We start from the raw sequence: 18,115 nt of genomic DNA on the forward strand, positions 1-18,115 counted from the left end.
AGGTTTTATAATTCTGCCGCCATCAATGCATCGCCGATTATCGTGTTGCCATCCAAACTTTTTACTTTGCGCCCGGTTTGGTGAACAATATTTCGGCTATAAACCACTTGCCCTATATGCGCTCCGGTACACAGAGCCAAAGCCGCTTCTGCCATCATTTCCAGCGGCTCCACCATGTCCGGCCGACGCTCGGCAATATCACGAATATATGCTGCTCCCGGCGTCATCACAATATTATTAGGCGCCATCGCATTAATAAAAATATTATCGTTGGCTAATTCATGTGCCAAGGCTTCGGTATAGCGATTCAGCGCGGCTTTAGTAGCGCCATAGGCACCAATAGCATGAGCGGCCATGGGAGAATCAGGATAGGGAGGCTCCGGCTGCTCGGCCGTGCGGCTGCTAATATTCAAGATCCAACCTTGTCCTTGTTGCTTCATGCCTGCCAGCGCTTGCTGACTTAACTCAATAGGGACATTGACATTTAAATCAAACATAAAATTACGCTGCTTGGTGGTCACCATACTCGGCGGCAACATTTTTGAACCGGCCGCATTGTTAACCAAAATAGTCACAGGCCCAAATAAGTCATTCGCCCGCGCCAGCAAATCGGAGCGCGCTTGGGTATCGGTTAAATCGCAAACCATTGCTGCAGACTTTCCTCCCGCCGCAACAATAGCAGCCACCGTTTGCTCTAACGTACCTTCCAAGTCACCATGCTGATCTAAACACGAAGCGACTGCAATAACAGCAGCACCCTCAGCGGCAAATCGATAGGCTATAGCGCGCCCTATACCTCGACTGGCGCCAGTAATTAACGCCACCTTGCCGGTTAACTCACCCATATCCTCTCCTTCTCGTTAGTTGATATAACATAATTATTGGTTAACTATTTGCCGCAACCACTTCGCTAATTAATGTGCGGATTTGCTGGCGCGGATAATCCAGTACCGACTGGGTGTTATCGTCTATTTCATAACTCACTGTTACGCCGGCCCCGGCAAACATAATGGCATTGGGCAGCATAGGATGATCATCATCTTTCACCTCAAGTTCACAGGGGTTACCTGCCGCCGCACACCACATTTCCAGATACTCTTTCCAGCTAATGTTTTCATCGCCAATCAAATACGCCTTACCGGATTCGCCGCGTTTCAAGGCATTCAGTACCGCAACAGCAATAGCTTTTGAACTGATATGATTGGTGCCACCGCGCGGTGAAAACAACGGTAGCTCCGGGATATTACCTTTCACATACTGCACCATGGCGGCCAGATGCGGCACCTCTAACCCCTCAATATAACCAAGCACAAACGGGGCATTCAAACTGCACACCCTAAAGCTATCCGTGGATAAAGCTCTAACGCGCTCATCAGTATGATGCCTAGAGGTTACATAGGGACACTCGCCAATTTTTTCCGGCGCCACCTGCGGGTAAAATGTTCCAATGTAAACTGCTGACTGAATACCCGCATCGCGCGACCACTTAAAAAATCGTGGCACCGCCTCATCATTAGCCGCTCGATAAAAATCCTCAGCAGTGACTGAGCCATCGTAGGGTAAGTTGCGAATATCTGCCGCTGCTGAAAACACCAGCCAATCAAAACCCTGTAACTGCCCCTGACTGAAGTCATCATGGATATAATCTCCCGCTAAAAAATCAAGTGCGGCAAGGGATGGCGCTACCGGTTTTTTTCGCGCCATAATAGTCACGTTATGCCCCTGACTGTGTAGATACAAGGCCGCGTCACCACCAATTAATCCTGAACCACCGACTACTAATACTTTCATAATTCTTTCCTGTTATTTGTTTCAATTAGTATCAACCGACTTAATACTGACGATAACGTCTCTGCACATGCTTGTGACGCATTAACATCGTTGCGGCCCGCTGTTCAGCAGCGACTTTTCCGGCATGGGGAAAGTGCTCTGTGATTTCATCGAAGCTGATTTTTTTCACCGTTAAACTGGGCCATAACTCTTTTACGGGTTGTTCAGTATAGGTCCAGCGCATGCTCATATAGCCGTGAGGTAAGCCAGTAGTATCTATCCAATTAGCCACACCAGGGTCACGATGTGCCACGACCCAACGGTAAACATCATCGCCAGTTGATTCCATTAAAAAACTATTCAGGTTGGACTGATAGCTTTCAAAATCCAAAGACTCTCCCCATAAATTTGCCAGATGAAACCCCATAAAAGCGGGCTCAATCGGCACTTTAGATTCCAGCACCAGGGCTTCATCGTCTGCTAACAAATACACACCACCAGCATATATATTGGTACTTTGACCGCCGCCAGTCGCTATACCCAAGGCGTTAGGCGGGTTCATATCATTAGTGGGCATAAATGGCTTGGCATCGGGATCACCGCTATTAATTCCTCCCGCGACTTTGCCGTAAGTTTCCAGCGTAATGGTATTAAACGCATTCCAAAAATGCACATGGTTGCGCGCTACCTTACCGACCTTATCCATCATTGCCATCGCGCCTTTAGTATCCAATGGCGGCCGCGGTTCACGCTCAGCACCAATGCGCAGTATTTCCAAATCCAGCAAGTCTTCATTTTCCCAATCATGAAACAATTCACGGCAAGTCAAAAAGCAACCGACAAACTCCTTGCCGCGGCTTTCCTTTTTGCTCAACATAAAATTACCGTGGTAGTCCTCCGGCTTTTCCGGGGCAATCAAAATTTCAAAACAACCCTCTTCATCCACTGCTATTGCGGAACTATCCAGAGTACTGGTATTAATTCTTGTGCCGGGTTTCATTTCTGATAACTGGCCACTATCGCCGGCATATCCACTGGACAATTCAAAGATGACATATTGCGGCGCTTTTCTACCCGCTACCGCAGGTTCCCCACGCCAGTGACGACTATCTGCGGCTTTACCCCGCAGCCAATAACGGTGATTGCCGTCTATCTCTGCGGTTAAATACACCGCATCGGCATTATCAATAGTAGAGCGATTCATCGGCTGAATCGCGCGCCGAAAACGCGGGTATAACGGATCCCCTAAAGCGCGCTCAATGCCATTTAAAATAAACCCCAAGACATAACGATAGCCTTCAGCCAAATTTCTATCATTGGCTGGCACCGGGAACAATTCCGGCTGGTCGATGGCGTCGCGCGCCTGCTGAAACATGGCAATCATATTATCGAAAGACGCTTTGAGTTCAGCTTTGCTTTGTTCTATTGATCCAGTCTCTATTGATGCAGTCATAATCTATTATTCCTCGTCAACGGTTTCGTGTTCGCGGGGCCACTGATAAATCGGGTAGAACTCCGCCAATTCCTGCTCTATTAATTGTTCATCCAAATCGTATTCACCCAGACTGTATTCAAATTTGGAGTGGTGGGATTTTTCTTTTTCTGCCTGCGCTGTTAAATAGCGATCAAAACTTGCAGACAGTTCAATATTGAGCGCGGCATAGACCGATTCAACACAGCTCTTCGGGTCACTGGTTAGCTGTCGGTAATCCACCACACACTGTGGTGTTTGCGGATGATCTGCCAATACTTTACGTGGCAACTTAAAGGTGTCAAAGGAGATCGCTTGCAAAGCATCCAGTGATAACTGGTATTGCGCTTTGCTCCAACGCTTGCCCTTCCAGGTACTTTCAACCAATTTTAATACTGAGGGTATACACTGTTTAGGGTCACGCATCATGACCACAATACGGGCATCGGGAAAGGTTTCGATAATAGACTCCACCCAACCGCTCATTACCGGGTTTTTACTCAAATGGATCTTATCACCGCCATTTAATAACAGCTGACGTTTAACGAGTTCTTTATAGTGCCGCAACCAGCGCTGGCGTTTATGTAGCATTTGATCGACATGAAAAATATCCAACTTGTCCATTAGCGGAATATCCAGCGACCACTGCTGGGTCACAAAAGCGGCTTGCATGGCAAACTGGTCTTCCTCAGAATTCCATAAACTCATGTGATGCATATGTCGGTAAGGCCCGAAAGTTTTATTATCCCAACGCACTAGCGCGCGCTTAATCGGCCCGCCCAGTAACTGCTGATCTATCCACCCCAGACCACGAATAATTTTCTTTTGTAGCAGTGACGGGAAAAACATTTCCCAGTACAAAAAGTAACTAAACTTATCGCCATCGGCCGTCATCAAGCGGTGCATCAATGTCGTGCCACTGCGCGCATGCCCCACAATAAATACCGGCTGCCGAACTTGCTGCCGCCACAGCGCGGGAAAGAGTACATAGTCCAATAAAAAACACAGACTATTAATCACCAACAGCACGGGCGTAATCACCAGTAAACGCAGCAGCATGTTATTTCTGCCACGCCATCCTTTTAAACCCCAAACATGGCGCACTACTTGCCAGTAATAATCAAAATCAAAATACATCTAACGCTTTTCACCTTTTTTGGGTCGGGGCTGATAACATAACCACTGTATCAAGCTACCACAACTGGCATTTATATGTTTACTTATAAATATAACCAATTGATTTAAAAGAACTTTTACAATAACCCCAAGCAACATTCCATAATACTTATATTTTTGCATCATGAGCCTGAATAACAACAAAACCACCCCCCCAAACCACGCAAAACACCCAAACAATCTCGCTCGCAATTGTTGGTAGATGCCATCCATGAAGCGTGCTTAAAAATATTGCATGAAGAAGGGCACGCGACATTAACCACCCAGCGTATCGCCGATGTCGCTGGCATCAACATCGCCTCACTCTATCAATACTTCCCTAATAAAGAAGCAGTGCTAGCTAGCATCTACGAGCAGGAAGTTAGCCAGAGCGCCGAGCAAACACGGCGCCGCTTTACTGAATTGGCACAACTATCCCAGGACTCTTTAGAAAAAACCCTTGCTGCCATTATTGATATTGAAACCACACAACTCAGTAAACTCTACCAAATGAGCCCTGCTTTTTATCTCGCCTATAAAGAAAGTTTTGATATCCACCAACGACTGGATGACTTGACCCAATCATTAGCCAACCCCTCCTGGTCGGAATGGTTTCCGCAGTTTTTGAAGAGCCATAGTCAACGCCTACGGGACGGAGATTTGGAAACCATCAGCTTTATTGCCCGTGCCAGCTTGGCAGGAAATTTACAACAGGCCATAAAGGAACAACCGGAGCGACTCAACGACGAGACTTTTAAGCAGGAATTACTAACCCTACTGCTCAGCTATTTACTCAAGCCTGCAAACTAACTTCCCTTACCCGAAAAACCTGGCACTACGCTGCGACATCATGTCGCATCCCCTCATCAATTCCCGCTCTATATAATGCGACCACTTTTCATCAGGGCCTGGCCCTATAACGTTTACCTCAAGGGGCAGCATGCGTCATTACCTACTTCCAACCTTGCTATTCACATCTATTGCTATTCCAAGCGCTTTAGCTGAGTCAAAATCTGCAAACATTTCAAAACTGGAAACAGTTGTTGTGACGGCTACCCGGGAAGCGCGTCGTAAAATGGATATCCCCGAATCCATCCAATCCTTTGATCGCGAAACGATTGATGCCGTTTCCCCCTCACACCCCAGTGAGATCTTAAATCGCGCTGCCGGTGTGCACGTGAACAACCTCGGTGGCGAAGGCCATATGACCTCTATTCGTCAACCGATTACCACTCGTGGCGTTTATCTTTACCTGGAAGACGGTGTACCGATTCGCCCTACCGGTTTTTTCAACCACAACTCATTATATGAAGTGAATATCCCCCAAAGCGGGCAGCTGGAAGTCACCAAGGGCCCAGGACCAGCACTCTACGGCAGCGATGCCATTGGCGGCATCATTAACTCTATTAGCCGCATACCACCGTCAGAAACTGAAGTTATGCTTAACCTTGAAGCTGGGTCAGACGATTGGAAACGCGCCCTGCTATCAGCCGGCACTACACAGGGCAAACACGGTTTTGTCATTAATTTGAATGTTACTGATAACAAAGGCTATAGCGACGAAGCCGATTACAGCCGCGAATCCATTACCGGCCGCTGGGATGTTGCTGTTAATGAAAAACTCGCCATTAAAACCCTGTTTTCCTACACCGAAGTAGATCAAAGCGGCGTATCCAGCCTTGAGGAATTTGACTACAAAAATGATGACGCCAAAAACACATTCCACGGCGATACCGCTTTCCGTGAAGTAGAAGCCCTACGAGTGTCTTCTGAGTTTTCCTGGGAATTAAATGACAAAGAACTGCTCACGTTAACTCCTTACCTGCGTGATAACACTATGACAATGTCGCCCTCATGGATGGTGACCTATGATCCCAACGAAAGAGAAAGCAGCTTTCAATCCTACGGTTTACTGACCAAGTACCGTATTAACACCAGCGATAAAACCCTGTGGATTTTAGGCCTGGATGTTGATTACACACCGTCCGAGTATCAAGAAGGTGCCATCGACCACACTCAAGTCGGCGATATTTATACGGGCTATAGCCCGCTAGGTAATAGCAACTACGACTATGATGCCGAGCAAACCTCAATCTCACCCTATGTTCACCTTGAAGTTCAGCTAACCGAAAAACTAGTGGCTTCACTGGGTGTTCGCTACGATAACTTCGACATTAATTACGAAGACAATCTGGACAACACCACCCCTAGCAGAGTCTTTATCCCGCAACTTGGCCGACCCGTTAGCCATTTGCGCCCCGAAGACCAAAAGACGACCTTTGAAGAATTTAGCCCCAAGTTAGGCCTTGTGTATCAAGCCAATGATAACCACGCTGCCTACATTAACTACCGTCAGGCATTTTCTATTCCTTCTGTCGGCACACTATTCCGTTCGGGCAGCACCTTGAATACTGACGAGCTTGAACCGATAACTTCCGACAGCTACGAAATTGGCGTACGCGGTGAAGCTACTTCCTGGTTATTTTATGAAGTTGCGGTTTATCTGATGCAAATTGAAGACGATATTGTCAGTGTAGTAAACGGTTTTGAACGCAATGTTTATAACGCTGGAGAAACTGAACACAAGGGAATTGAAATCAGTTTAAGCGGCGCGATTACCGAAGAGTTCAGCTACGCTCTGGCACTGACTATAACCGAGCAGCAATATGAAAAATTCTCCTACACCTGCTGTTTTCCATCTACAAACGTTGACGTGAGTGGCAACGATATAGCTTTGGCACCAGAGACCATTGGTAACTTTACTCTGGCCTATGTTCCTTCAGCCCTACCTGCACTGCGTATAGAAATTGAATGGGAGCATTTAGGTGAGTACTACACCGACAACAGCAATACAGAAAAATACGACGGTCATGACTTGTATAACCTGCGCGCCAATTATCAAATCACCGACGCTTTTGAATTGTATGCTCGCGTTCAAAATATCAGTGATGAATTGTACTCAACCTATACCTCCAATCAGGTCGGCGACCCGGACATCAGTTATCGTCCTGGCCAGCCTCGATCAATCTACGGCGGTTTCAGGTACACGTTTTAACTCAATCATAGCTCCCAATGATGGCTCTCGATCATAACTACAGGTACGCGCAATGCTAAATGGTGTTAAGGCCCAAACGATTCGTATTTCTAGAAACTTGCATATAAGTCTGGCTTGGCTGGCCATTGTTGCGCTGAGCCTGTTTATTATCTCAGCGCTGACTCATCCAATTATGGTATGGACCGGACCGCAATCAAGCAAACACTTTCCACCCAGCACTACTATTTCAAATCAAAATATTGCCACCATCGTTAAGCTCACCCAACACCTCAGCCAGCAATCATCTAACAAGCAACCGCTGGGTATTGGTAAAATTGTCCCTACCGAACTAGGTCCTTTGCTGCAAATCACCCGTAACAATCTGCAACCAAGAGACTACTACCCCATTGACGCAACAGCAGAGAAAATTACCGACTTTGATTACCGACAAGCGGTTTGGTTAGCCCAGTATTACACCGGACAAACTGCAGATATCACCGCCGTCACTTTTATCGATACGTTTTCCATGCAATACCCTTCCGTTAACCGCTTATTACCGGTCTACAAAGTGGAATACGATACCGCCGATCATCTAACCGTATTTGTGCACACTGAAACCAATGCCTTGGCAGCCATCAATAATGATTGGAAAAATGCGCTGCAAACTACATTTCAATTGCTGCACACCTGGTCATGGTTAAACGACTACCCGATACTGCGTATCACTATTGTCGCCACGCTATTGATTAGCCTGCTAACGGTTAGCCTTGGTGGCAGTGTCATGTTGCTGCTTATCAAACGCCGCCAGTTTAAACAGCGCTCACAGTCCATACATAGGAAATTGGCATGGATACTAGCATTACCGTTTATTGGCTTAATCATCAGCGCGCTTTATCACTTATTGCAAAGCGAATACGGTGAAGCGCGGATTGGTATGCATTTAGTCGATACAATGCCGCCGGCAACGCTGGCTAACATTAACCCTGCGCCGCAATTTGATCTCGACGAGGTTATGCTTAACAGCCTGACTTTAATCCCTCATCAGGGCAATTTATTATTACGCGCCAGCGTAGCTAACCAGCAAGGCAGTGTCACTTTTGCGCCACATCAACATCATAATAATGATGCTGATACTGACAACAGCATCAGAAATCAACGCTTTGCAGGCAAAGCGGTCGAACGTAATGCCATCATTCTCGATCTGACCAAAGGGACACATACCGCCATCAATGACGAGCAACTCATCACCGAAAAAGCCATGAGCTATATCGGTGTCAGCAACGCTGACGATCTTGAATTGAAGCTACTCACCCATTTCGGACCGAGCTATGATTTCCGTAACAAGCGGCTACCTGTCTGGCAAATTACTGTCAATAACGCCAACGGCGATCGCTTCTTTATTGATCCAGCCACGGGGATGCTGATCGAACACATGCAGAACCCGCAGCGGTATGAGCAGCTGTCATTCTCGATGATGCATAAATGGAATTTCCTGATCCCCTTAATTGGCCGTGAAGCCAAGGACGGCTTAGTGATTGCATTCCTACTCTCGCTGGCGGCACTGGCTTACTTAGGCATAAAACTCAAAACCAAACGCTAGCGATACAATAGCCACACAAATAATAGTACCTATTCAGCGCCGCTTGCTGTAAGCTGCGCGCCTGCCAGTTCGGCACCTCTCATTTTTTCCAAACACCAGCAAGAGACACTCTATGAGTTTTGACTCACTCGGCCTATCGGCCCCCATCCTTAAAGCCATTAAAGAACAGGGTTATACAACCCCTCCCCCATTCAAGCGCAGGCAATACCCGCCGTCTTGGCTGGCAACGATGTAATGGCAGCCGCGCAAACCGGCACCGGCAAAACTGCCGGCTTCACTTTACCCATTCTTGAAATGCTTCTAAAAGGTGAACCCGCCAAAGCCAACCAAGCCCGCGTCTTAGTATTAACACCTACCCGTGAATTAGCAGCGCAAGTAGCTGAAAGCGTCGAAACCTACGGTAAGTATTTACCCTTGCGCTCAGCGGTAGTATTTGGCGGGGTAAAAATTAATCCTCAAATGATCAAACTGCGCAGAGGGGTTGATGTTCTTGTCGCCACTCCGGGTCGTCTGTTAGATCTGTACAATCAAAACGCGGTTAATTTCAAACAACTGGAAATGTTAGTTCTGGATGAAGCCGACCGTATGCTGGATATGGGCTTTATCCGCGACATCAAAAAAATATTAGCGGTACTACCCAAGCAACGCCAAAACCTATTATTTTCTGCCACCTTTTCTGACGATATCCGCGACCTGGCCAAAGGGCTGGTCAACAATCCGATAGAAATTTCTGTTACCCCGCCTAACTCAACCGTTAAAAGCGTGGTGCAACTTATTCATCCGGTAGACAAAAATCAAAAAGCCAAACTGCTGATTCATTTAATCAAAGAACAACAGTGGTCACAGGTTTTAGTTTTCAGCCGCACCAAGCACGGCGCCAATAAACTTACCAAGCAATTGGAAGAGCGCGGTATTTCAGCAGCAGCGATACACGGTAATAAAAGTCAGGGAGCACGCACCCGCGCGCTGGCTGAATTTAAAAGCAATGAAATTCAGGTATTGGTAGCTACCGATATTGCAGCCCGCGGCCTGGATATCGACCAGCTTCCACAGGTGGTTAATTTCGACTTGCCTAATATTCCTGAAGATTATGTCCACCGTATTGGCCGCACCGGCCGTGCAGGTGCTACTGGTCATGCGATATCACTAGTGACTAATGATGAATTCCAACATTTGTCAGACATTGAACAGCTCACTCAGGAAATCATTGAACGGGAAATTGTCAGCGGTTTTGAGCCGGTCAATGCTTTACCTGTGTCGCGACTGCGGCCACCAAAAACCAAACGCCCGAAAAAATCTAAAACCGGACACAGTGATGGCCAGCGCTCAGCAGACAATGCCCGCGGCCACAAACCTACCGGCAAAAACAAAAGACACTTCGGTGCTAACAGCAACACCGCTAACAGCGACGGCAAACCGGCACAACAACGCAGACGCCCCAATAAAAGCACGGCCAACACTGCAAATGCCAATCGGGGGAACAACCCCAAAGCCGGCGGTGGCCAACGCCAGGTTAATGGCAACCGTTAGTAGATAAAGCCCTATGAAAAAAATTGCCGTGTTTGTTGATGTACAAAATATTTACTACACCACCCGGCAAGCCTATCAGCGGCAATTTAATTATCGCGCTTTCTGGCAAAAGATCAGCCAGCAAGGCGTGATTGTTACCGCCAACGCTTACGCCATTCATCGTGGCGACGACCAGCAACTTAAATTTCAAAATGCGCTGAAACAGATTGGCTTTACCGTCAAACTCAAGCCCTATATACAGCGTAGCGATGGTTCTGCCAAGGGTGATTGGGATGTAGGTATCGCCATTGATGTGCTGGATGTAGCCAAAAAAGTTGATACTGTGATTTTACTTTCTGGCGATGGTGACTTTGATTTATTGCTGGAAAAAATTAAACGGGATGATAACGTCACTACGGAGGTTTATGGCGTACCGCAGCTGACCGCCAATACTTTAATTGATTCTGCTAATGTCTATCACCCGATTGATGAAAAGTTTTTGCTATAACGACTGACCATACACTTAGGTGTAAGAAAATTTATCTGTAGTCTGCACATAAAGTTTCCTGTATTGCTAGCCACAACCAAGAGTAAAAGCAAAACATAAATCTAGCTACAGATACTCAGCCAACCTTTGAATCAACACAATTAGCAGCGCCCTTAATTATTTTTTTGCAGTATCGAGTTTAGCGTTTCTATCAAATCTTTGTTGCTCAACGCCGTTACATGACCATCATTAAAACCATAAATACGTTGAGCTTCGCGCTGCAATGAATAAGATAATTGACTATCCAACGGCACCACCCCATCTGACCCATCACCGCCACCATACGAAAATATCAGCTGGTAGGGGATATTGGCCGGCCATTTCCAAACGTGTAAATCTTTAACAAAAGCACTGTCGGCTGCGACATCAATCCAGGAGGGAACAATTATGGGAGAGGTTTTTACGCCCATCGCTGCACTTTCCATCCCGTGTAACGGACTATTGATAGTAACCACCAAACTCAACTGGGCCGGACGTTTTTTGCTCGCATATTTTTTAACAAAAGAGCGAGTCACTAAACCGCCCATACTATGAGCAACAACGTGAAATTCTTTAAAATGATAATCAGCCTCCAGCCTAGCGACAGCATTAATAAGATAATCGCTAACAATATCCAGCCTCAGACCGCTAGGGTAATAAAGTACCCACGGCTGAAATTTATTTCTATCCAAACCCGCGACAATATCGGTAAAGTTAGTCGGCGCTCCATTAATACCGTGCACGAATATAATCGGTGTTTTGGTTTTACTGTAAGGTTCAAGAAAAAACAATCCACCACCAACCTGCTCAAGAAAGTCGAGAGGCTTCCACATGCCCATACTAAGATTGGCTTCAGCAAAAACAGGGTCGTTCAGTGAGATTGGCTTGCCGATATTGGCATAGGGCGCGCCGGTGATATCAACTACGTCGCGACCGTAGGCTTTATTTAGTCGTGAGGAGACAACCAAAGTTGGTACACTGTGCTGCGACTGCTCAGTGATGTCATAGCGCAGGGGAAGACCATTATCATCCTGCACGATGGCTGCTGGCTCATCTTGCTGATATTTGCCATCACTATTCGCATCAATAAAGGCGCCGACATAGAATTTACCTGTTAGGGTACTAAGGGCGTATCGACCTTCCTGATCCGTCAGGACTTCTTCTCTCCATCCGATCTGCAAGTCTAATTCCTCCAGCAGCACTGCGTACACAGGGCCACTGACGCCGGACTTGTTTACAATTTCACCAGTAAGCTGGCTAAGCGTTTTTTGTATCGAGTCGAGCTGTACTTTGGTGTCGTAGAGTGAACACCCCGAGGTAAAAATCAGCACGGCAGCAGTTAACCATATAAGCAAAAGCCGCTGAGGTGATAGGGCTGATTGAGAATGATTGGTTGGTATAAAGCTCGGCTGATTAGTCATACATTATTTCTCTTAAAATTATCGCTTAATACGATTGCAATCAGACAAACTAGCATCGTGATTGCTATATATTGGGACGATTCGTTGTGTAAACGCACTTGAACTACTCATCATGAAAACAGCTCAACCCAATAACGTGATGACTTCAAACATGAATACGCACCCGAAAATTGTAGTTATATCACTGTTGGATACTACCACCACCAAACACCTCCCGCCAAGACGCCAACCAAAACAGCGGCTTATCTTTTGCTTACGATAGATCGTTTAGCACCGGATTCTCACTATTATAGCGAGCACTATGCCGCAATGAGTTCGAGGCTACCGACCAAAGCGCCGAACAAACAACGACACATCGAGCAGATCTAACACCCTGGCAGCTGCTCATACAAGAAACGGTATTTATGAGTGTTTTCGAAAAGGGAAAAGGTGTTATCAGGCATCTATACTCAACAACACTTAAAGTTTAGTAGCGTTCGACGCGTGGAACATTCTGGTAAAATTAGGACCGCCGGGTTGGTCGTTCTTCTGCTAGCTATTAAAGCAAGTATAACGTGGTTGATTGTACGACATATCGCAATAGCTACCTCGCGCCAGCTCAACACACTATAACTATAAATCCAATATGTGAGCAGTACCTTCAAGGTCTTCTACACTGGCTTGTAATAATTGAAATTTATTCCAGGCCACACGTACCACATCCTTATCTGCCAAGCGCACCTTGCCTTTAACCGGTTGATCGTTGATAAAGCAACCATTGGTACTACCAAGGTCCTGTAAAAAAATATCTACGGCTCCATCCAGATACTGACTTTTTTCCACCGTAATTACAGCATGTTCACCGCTCACCGCGGTGTCATTGATTTGAATACTACTTTCGGGTCTGCGCCCGATAGTGGTTTTGGGTCTATCCAAAGGAAATTTACTAACCACTACATCATCAATCACTTGCGCTAAATAGGCCATAATCTATTACTCCTAACACTTATTACTGGTACCCAATTTAAAAATCTTTTTTAATCGCTGTGTGTAACGCCTGTGCCATCAATGCCGCTGACTGATACCGTTTTTTTGGATCACGCGCCATCGCCTTATTAACAATGCGTACGGCGCTGGCCGGTAATTCAGACCTGATATCACGCACGGATTGATAACGCTTATTCAAAATGTGATAAGCCAGGTTAGCTATACTATCGCCAGTGAAAGGCACTTCGCCGGTTAATAGTTGATAGAGAGTCACGCCCAAACTATAGATATCTGACACCCCTTCCACTTTTATTCCTTTCAGTTGCTCGGGCGACATATACACCGGGCTACCTAAAATATCGCCCGTCTTAGTTCTTGAGTCATCGATAATTCGTGCAATACCAAAATCGGCAACCTTAACGATTTTTTCCTGGCGGTTATACAGTAAGTTACCGGGTTTGATATCACGATGGACAATGTTTTGGCGATGCGCATAATCCAGCGCTTCAGCGACTTGAGCAATAATGCGATACACATCTGCTACCGGTAATAACGTGTCAGGTTTATTAAAACAATCCAAAGACTGGCCGCTGACAAAGTCCATCGCGATAAAGGACAAATCAGGCTCTTCGCCTACGTCGTGTATCGCCACAATATTGGGGTGAGATAAACGCCCTGCTGCTTCAGCCTCGCGAAAAAATCGCGCTTTGATATCGTGCAGGTCTGCCTCTGGAAACAAACTATAACTCAGCGTTTTTACCGCAACCTGGCGGGAGATTTTAGGATCTCTACCTAGATAAACGATACCCATCGCGCCACGACCTAACTCGCGCTCTATTTCATAACGGCCCAAGGTCGTTGCAATCGATAGATCGGGAGTTGTGGCTAAAGACTGAGTGGCCGCATACGGGTCAACTGCTTGCACATTCGGCTGAGTAATAGCTCGCGCGCGCTTGGCAACATCTTTATATTTTTTCGCAAAGCCCATTAACCATTGATAGGTCGTTGACGCTTCATCATACAAGCGACGCTGCTCCTGTAGCTGAGCCAACTTATAGCCGACTTCTGCTAAATCACCAGAGGGCTTACAGCGCTGTAAATATTCAAACGCTGCCCCTAACTGCCCCTGATGCATACTTTGCCGGGACAATTCAATCAATGCCATATCGCGTTCAGCGGTTAACCGCCCCCAGCAATGCTGCCGCCAAAAAATCAAAATCAATAGCGGTGCCATCACCAACAAAAATTGTAAGGGGACACCGAAGGGAAACCAAAGGTTTTCCTTCATCAACACCAACACCTGGATAACCGTAATGAGTAATGCAAGTAAGAATGTAAGTAATATAGAGGGAATAACCTGAAGGCGGGGTAACACCAACACCATGAAAATTATGACGACGGTCCACACCAACTGTTCAACCGCCGGATACCACGTAATTTGTAGCGAGAGCTGGGTTGAGGTTTGGGCAGCATGCGCACCGCCAGCAAAGCTTTGCAATACCAAATCCAGCCAGGCGATATCGGCAGGCAGTGCGGGAATATACATCAGCAATAAACCCAACAGCAGCACTAACACTGGCAAGCTGAGCAATTGTGAATGGAAGGCTTTAAGCGTAGTCATCAAGAGGTACAGTAAAACTCTTTTAGTAACATCACTACACTATAAGGCATGGGCTAGGCATTGAGCGTAAAACGCGCTAGAACTGTGAGCTGCTACGCAATTATTTTGGCAGTCTGACCCTTGTCCCGGAAACAGTTCACAACAAGCCCTGCTGACAGACCTAACCCTGTCCCAATCAACCCCGGTAATCAGAATAAGTATTGCCGACACCCGGCTTTTCATAGAAGATTGCGCGGCAGAAACACACTAACAGCAACCACCCAACAAATACCCGGAGATTAATTTTCGATGTCAGCTCCATCGGCCCAATTACCAGACCACATGCCTGACCCACATTCAAATTCAGCCGCCTCACTACTGCAAAAGATAGAACGTAGTCAGCTGTTTCAATCCAGCGTTATTTTTATTATCGTCTTGTCCGCTATTGCCATAGGCGCTAAAACCTATGACTTGCCGCCGCTATTTAGCCAATTGCTTTCTGCGCTGGATTTCGCCATTACCTTATTCTTTCTAGCTGAAATTCTATTGCGGTTCAGTGCCCATCCAAACCGCAAACGCTTTCTGGCAGATGGTTGGAATCTATTCGATACCTTAATTGTTATCGGCAGCCTACTACCCATCGGCAATTCAGAGGCTATTTTAATTGGTCGTTTACTGCGGGTGTTCCGGGTTCTCAGGTTGGTTTCGGCAATACCGGAGCTACGCTCGCTCATTAACGCACTACTTAAAGCCATTCCACAAATGGGCTATATCGCCCTACTGATGTTTATTATTTTTTATATTTACGCCGCCATCGGTTCGCTGTTTTTTACTGATATAAATCAGGACCTATGGGGTGATGTCTCTATCTCCATGCTGACCTTATTTCGAATAGCTACCTTCGAAGACTGGACCGACGTCATGTATGAAACCATGACGGTATACCCCTTGAGCTGGGTTTTCTATCTCAGCTTTATTTTCCTTACTGCCTTTGTATTTTTGAACATGATGGTAGGTGCCATCCTTGATGTGATGACGGCAGAACATAACAGCGAAACAGAAGCGCAAGCACATCTGGAGCGGGAAAATATGGCACTGAAAATTGACCAGATACAAAGCCAAATTAGCGACATCCAGCAGCTATTACGCGAACAAACTAAAAAGCCTTAAGCAGTCACTCTAAACGCCGGTATAATTCATATTTCAGCAGCGGAGCTTAATCATTTTAGAAGGTTTATTCCTAAATAGTTTGATAAAACGGAGTGTAAATATCAGTGAACAACTGTTTGGGACGAAGCTGGAAACTGCGTTCATTAATACGAGCATTCATAATTCGGTCTATACGGAATACCCGGGATGACAACCGAAGGTGATCCCAGGCTATGATGTACCATATAGGCCAATTCAGCAGTATATACTGTGCTTCAATCACACGAAGGGTTCGCTCCCCTGCCTCGGATTGATATTCGATCTCCAGGCAATTCCGCTGTAAAAATGATTGCGCTATGCTTTCGGAAATGCGCGGTGCGGGTGCCGTGTAATGAGACATTAGATTTGCATTTGCATTGTCGCCAATCATTATCCGTTTACGGATATTACTGACAGCGCTCCGCTGTTTTTGAGGGAAGGCCTGGAAAAGCTTCTGCTTAATAGCTTTCAGATTGCTAGTGAGCAATGGTGATTGCAGGGACTCCATAATCGCTATTGAGAGTATCAATTCAACAACCTCCTGATGGTTTAAATTCAGGCGTTCAATTCCCCATCTACCACTTAGACGAACACCTCCCCCGCGCCCCCTGTCCGACTCAATGGGATAACCGGCACGCCTAAGCTCCGCCAGTTCACGCATCAAGGTACGTTGGCTGATGCCAAGGTTCTCGCGTAAGTCCGAGGTCTTCCAGTGCTCCTCAGATCGAAGCAGGCCAATGAGGCGGTTACGCCGCTCAGTACGTTGTTCAAAACTGGTATCTATCATCAATTTAATATGCCATATAACGGCATAAATAACTATATGCTTCATATCCATGGAGAATATTCCACACTAATTGGAAGTTACCCATAGCGATCAATACATCTTTCTACTTCGCCATAGGGCTACGAGGAACTATAAACATGAAGCATTATTTCAATCCAATAAGCAGAGGCATTACCACTGACTGGATGCTCAAAGAACTCGGGGCTCAGCACCAACAAATCATCATCGACTTTACCGTTGACGATAATAATCTGTCGGCCCTTCGAAAAATCAACCCTATGGAAAAATTACCTGTGCTTGTGGATGGCGGAGTAGTGGTCACGGAAGTGGCTGCTATCTGTGCATACCTCGCTGACAAGTTTCCGGAAAAGGGGCTTGCACCTGAAATAGGCTCTATTGAACGTGCGGCCTATTATCGTTATCTGTTTATCGCAGGTAACACAATTGAGCCGGCACTCTCACTCGCAGCTGCAGGAATAGAGCACCCCGATCCCAAGTCGGCAGGATGGGGAGACTTGCCTCGCGTATTGTCAACGGTAGAAGCCATGACTCCCGAAACTGGCTGGGCGCTTGGCGAAAAATTTACCGCTGCCGACGTTGTTTTTGGCGGTTTGTTGGACTTCTCAATGGTTTCGAATTTGATCGATGCATCGCCTAAGGTTGCCGCCTATGTAGCGCGCATCCGGGAACGGCCGTTTTATCGGGAGACGCATGGAGCACTCATCAAAGTAATTGGAGAAGAGTAGTAACTATTATCAGATAACATGACACATACATTGCTGCGGCTGAATAGATGTAACCATAACCAAGCAGCTCAGTGGTGGGATAAATACAGTTGTAGGGGTAAGCGTTACAAAATCAGATATCCACGTTTGGCGCATATCAACAGCTTTAGATTTTAAATCTTATAGGTGAACGGTCTGCTTTCAGATTGAGAGCGAATCTTTTATTTAGGTGAAGCTGAAATTTACTATTGACGAAATGTGCCAATTAGAGACGTTGGTACGAGGTCGGATAGAAATAATACTTGCCATGGCACAGTGCGGGGTCGGACCCACTTTTGTGCTGTTTACAAAAGTGGCTCTGAC

14 protein-coding genes and 1 pseudogene are annotated in these 18,115 nt (G+C 46.4%); 7 read left to right on the forward strand and 8 right to left on the reverse strand.

The window, feature by feature from the left end; translation table 11 throughout:
- Positions 1–5: 5 nt before the first annotated feature.
- The 4 genes from UNITIG_RS03925 to UNITIG_RS03940 are packed head-to-tail and all read right to left on the reverse strand — an operon-like array spanning position 6 to position 4,378.
- Positions 6–845: an SDR family NAD(P)-dependent oxidoreductase gene (locus tag UNITIG_RS03925; RefSeq protein ID WP_101757216.1), complete on the reverse strand. Its 840-nt coding sequence runs from the start codon at positions 843–845 to the stop codon at positions 6–8.
- A 40-nt stretch (positions 846–885) separates the two neighbouring features.
- On the reverse strand, positions 886–1,791 hold the full coding sequence (locus UNITIG_RS03930; protein ID WP_101757217.1) for an NAD(P)-dependent oxidoreductase: 906 nt from the start codon (positions 1,789–1,791) through the stop codon (positions 886–888).
- Between the two features lie 40 nt (positions 1,792–1,831).
- On the reverse strand, positions 1,832–3,223 hold the full coding sequence (locus UNITIG_RS03935) for a hypothetical protein (protein WP_101757218.1): 1,392 nt from the start codon (positions 3,221–3,223) through the stop codon (positions 1,832–1,834).
- A gap of 6 nt (positions 3,224–3,229) precedes the next feature.
- A complete protein-coding gene (locus UNITIG_RS03940) occupies positions 3,230–4,378 on the reverse strand; it encodes a sulfotransferase (protein ID WP_101757219.1) in 1,149 nt (382 codons plus the stop codon).
- Between the two features lie 231 nt (positions 4,379–4,609).
- Here UNITIG_RS03940 and UNITIG_RS03945 point away from each other — a divergent pair, with 231 nt between their 5' ends.
- The 5 genes and pseudogenes from UNITIG_RS03945 to UNITIG_RS03965 all read left to right on the forward strand — a co-directional run bounded on the left by UNITIG_RS03945 (position 4,610) and on the right by UNITIG_RS03965 (position 11,047).
- Positions 4,610–5,206 carry a TetR/AcrR family transcriptional regulator gene (locus UNITIG_RS03945; protein WP_101757220.1) on the forward strand — a complete coding sequence of 199 codons (597 nt, stop codon included), beginning with the start codon at positions 4,610–4,612 and terminating at the stop codon, positions 5,204–5,206.
- 130 nt (positions 5,207–5,336) lie between these two features.
- Positions 5,337–7,451 (forward strand): TonB-dependent receptor, encoded by a 2,115-nt coding sequence (locus UNITIG_RS03950; protein ID WP_101757221.1) that lies wholly within the window; start codon positions 5,337–5,339, stop codon positions 7,449–7,451.
- A gap of 52 nt (positions 7,452–7,503) precedes the next feature.
- The gene (locus tag UNITIG_RS03955) at positions 7,504–9,030 is read left to right on the forward strand and encodes a hypothetical protein (RefSeq protein ID WP_101757222.1); all 1,527 of its coding nucleotides are present in this window, start codon (positions 7,504–7,506) and stop codon (positions 9,028–9,030) included.
- Positions 9,031–9,142: 112 nt separating this feature from the next.
- Positions 9,143–10,560: pseudogene (locus UNITIG_RS03960) on the forward strand (DEAD/DEAH box helicase).
- A gap of 13 nt (positions 10,561–10,573) precedes the next feature.
- Positions 10,574–11,047 carry an NYN domain-containing protein gene (locus UNITIG_RS03965; protein ID WP_101757223.1) on the forward strand — a complete coding sequence of 158 codons (474 nt, stop codon included), beginning with the start codon at positions 10,574–10,576 and terminating at the stop codon, positions 11,045–11,047.
- 152 nt (positions 11,048–11,199) lie between these two features.
- Here UNITIG_RS03965 and UNITIG_RS03970 read toward each other — a convergent pair whose 3' ends face one another.
- From UNITIG_RS03970 to UNITIG_RS03980, 3 genes are all read right to left on the reverse strand, one after another.
- Positions 11,200–12,486: a triacylglycerol lipase gene (locus UNITIG_RS03970; RefSeq protein ID WP_101757224.1), complete on the reverse strand. Its 1,287-nt coding sequence runs from the start codon at positions 12,484–12,486 to the stop codon at positions 11,200–11,202.
- Between the two features lie 612 nt (positions 12,487–13,098).
- Positions 13,099–13,452, reverse strand: a complete 354-nt coding sequence (locus UNITIG_RS03975; RefSeq protein WP_101757225.1) for an FHA domain-containing protein — start codon at positions 13,450–13,452, stop codon at positions 13,099–13,101.
- Positions 13,453–13,489: 37 nt separating this feature from the next.
- Positions 13,490–15,073, reverse strand: a complete 1,584-nt coding sequence (locus UNITIG_RS03980; protein ID WP_101757226.1) for a serine/threonine-protein kinase — start codon at positions 15,071–15,073, stop codon at positions 13,490–13,492.
- Positions 15,074–15,361: 288 nt separating this feature from the next.
- Between UNITIG_RS03980 and UNITIG_RS03985 the strand changes: the two genes are divergently transcribed.
- Complete coding sequence (locus UNITIG_RS03985; RefSeq protein WP_235015257.1) at positions 15,362–16,222, forward strand: ion transporter; 861 nt, start codon at positions 15,362–15,364, stop codon at positions 16,220–16,222.
- Positions 16,223–16,292: 70 nt separating this feature from the next.
- Here UNITIG_RS03985 and UNITIG_RS03990 read toward each other — a convergent pair whose 3' ends face one another.
- On the reverse strand, positions 16,293–17,078 hold the full coding sequence (locus tag UNITIG_RS03990; RefSeq protein ID WP_200821183.1) for a YafY family protein: 786 nt from the start codon (positions 17,076–17,078) through the stop codon (positions 16,293–16,295).
- An 86-nt stretch (positions 17,079–17,164) separates the two neighbouring features.
- Here UNITIG_RS03990 and UNITIG_RS03995 point away from each other — a divergent pair, with 86 nt between their 5' ends.
- Positions 17,165–17,773, forward strand: a complete 609-nt coding sequence (locus UNITIG_RS03995; protein ID WP_101757227.1) for a glutathione S-transferase family protein — start codon at positions 17,165–17,167, stop codon at positions 17,771–17,773.
- Positions 17,774–18,115 lie beyond the last annotated feature (342 nt).

The organism is Oceanicoccus sp. KOV_DT_Chl (genome assembly GCF_900120175.1).
In the GTDB taxonomy this organism is placed as follows: Bacteria; Pseudomonadota; Gammaproteobacteria; order Pseudomonadales; family Dasaniaceae; genus Oceanicoccus.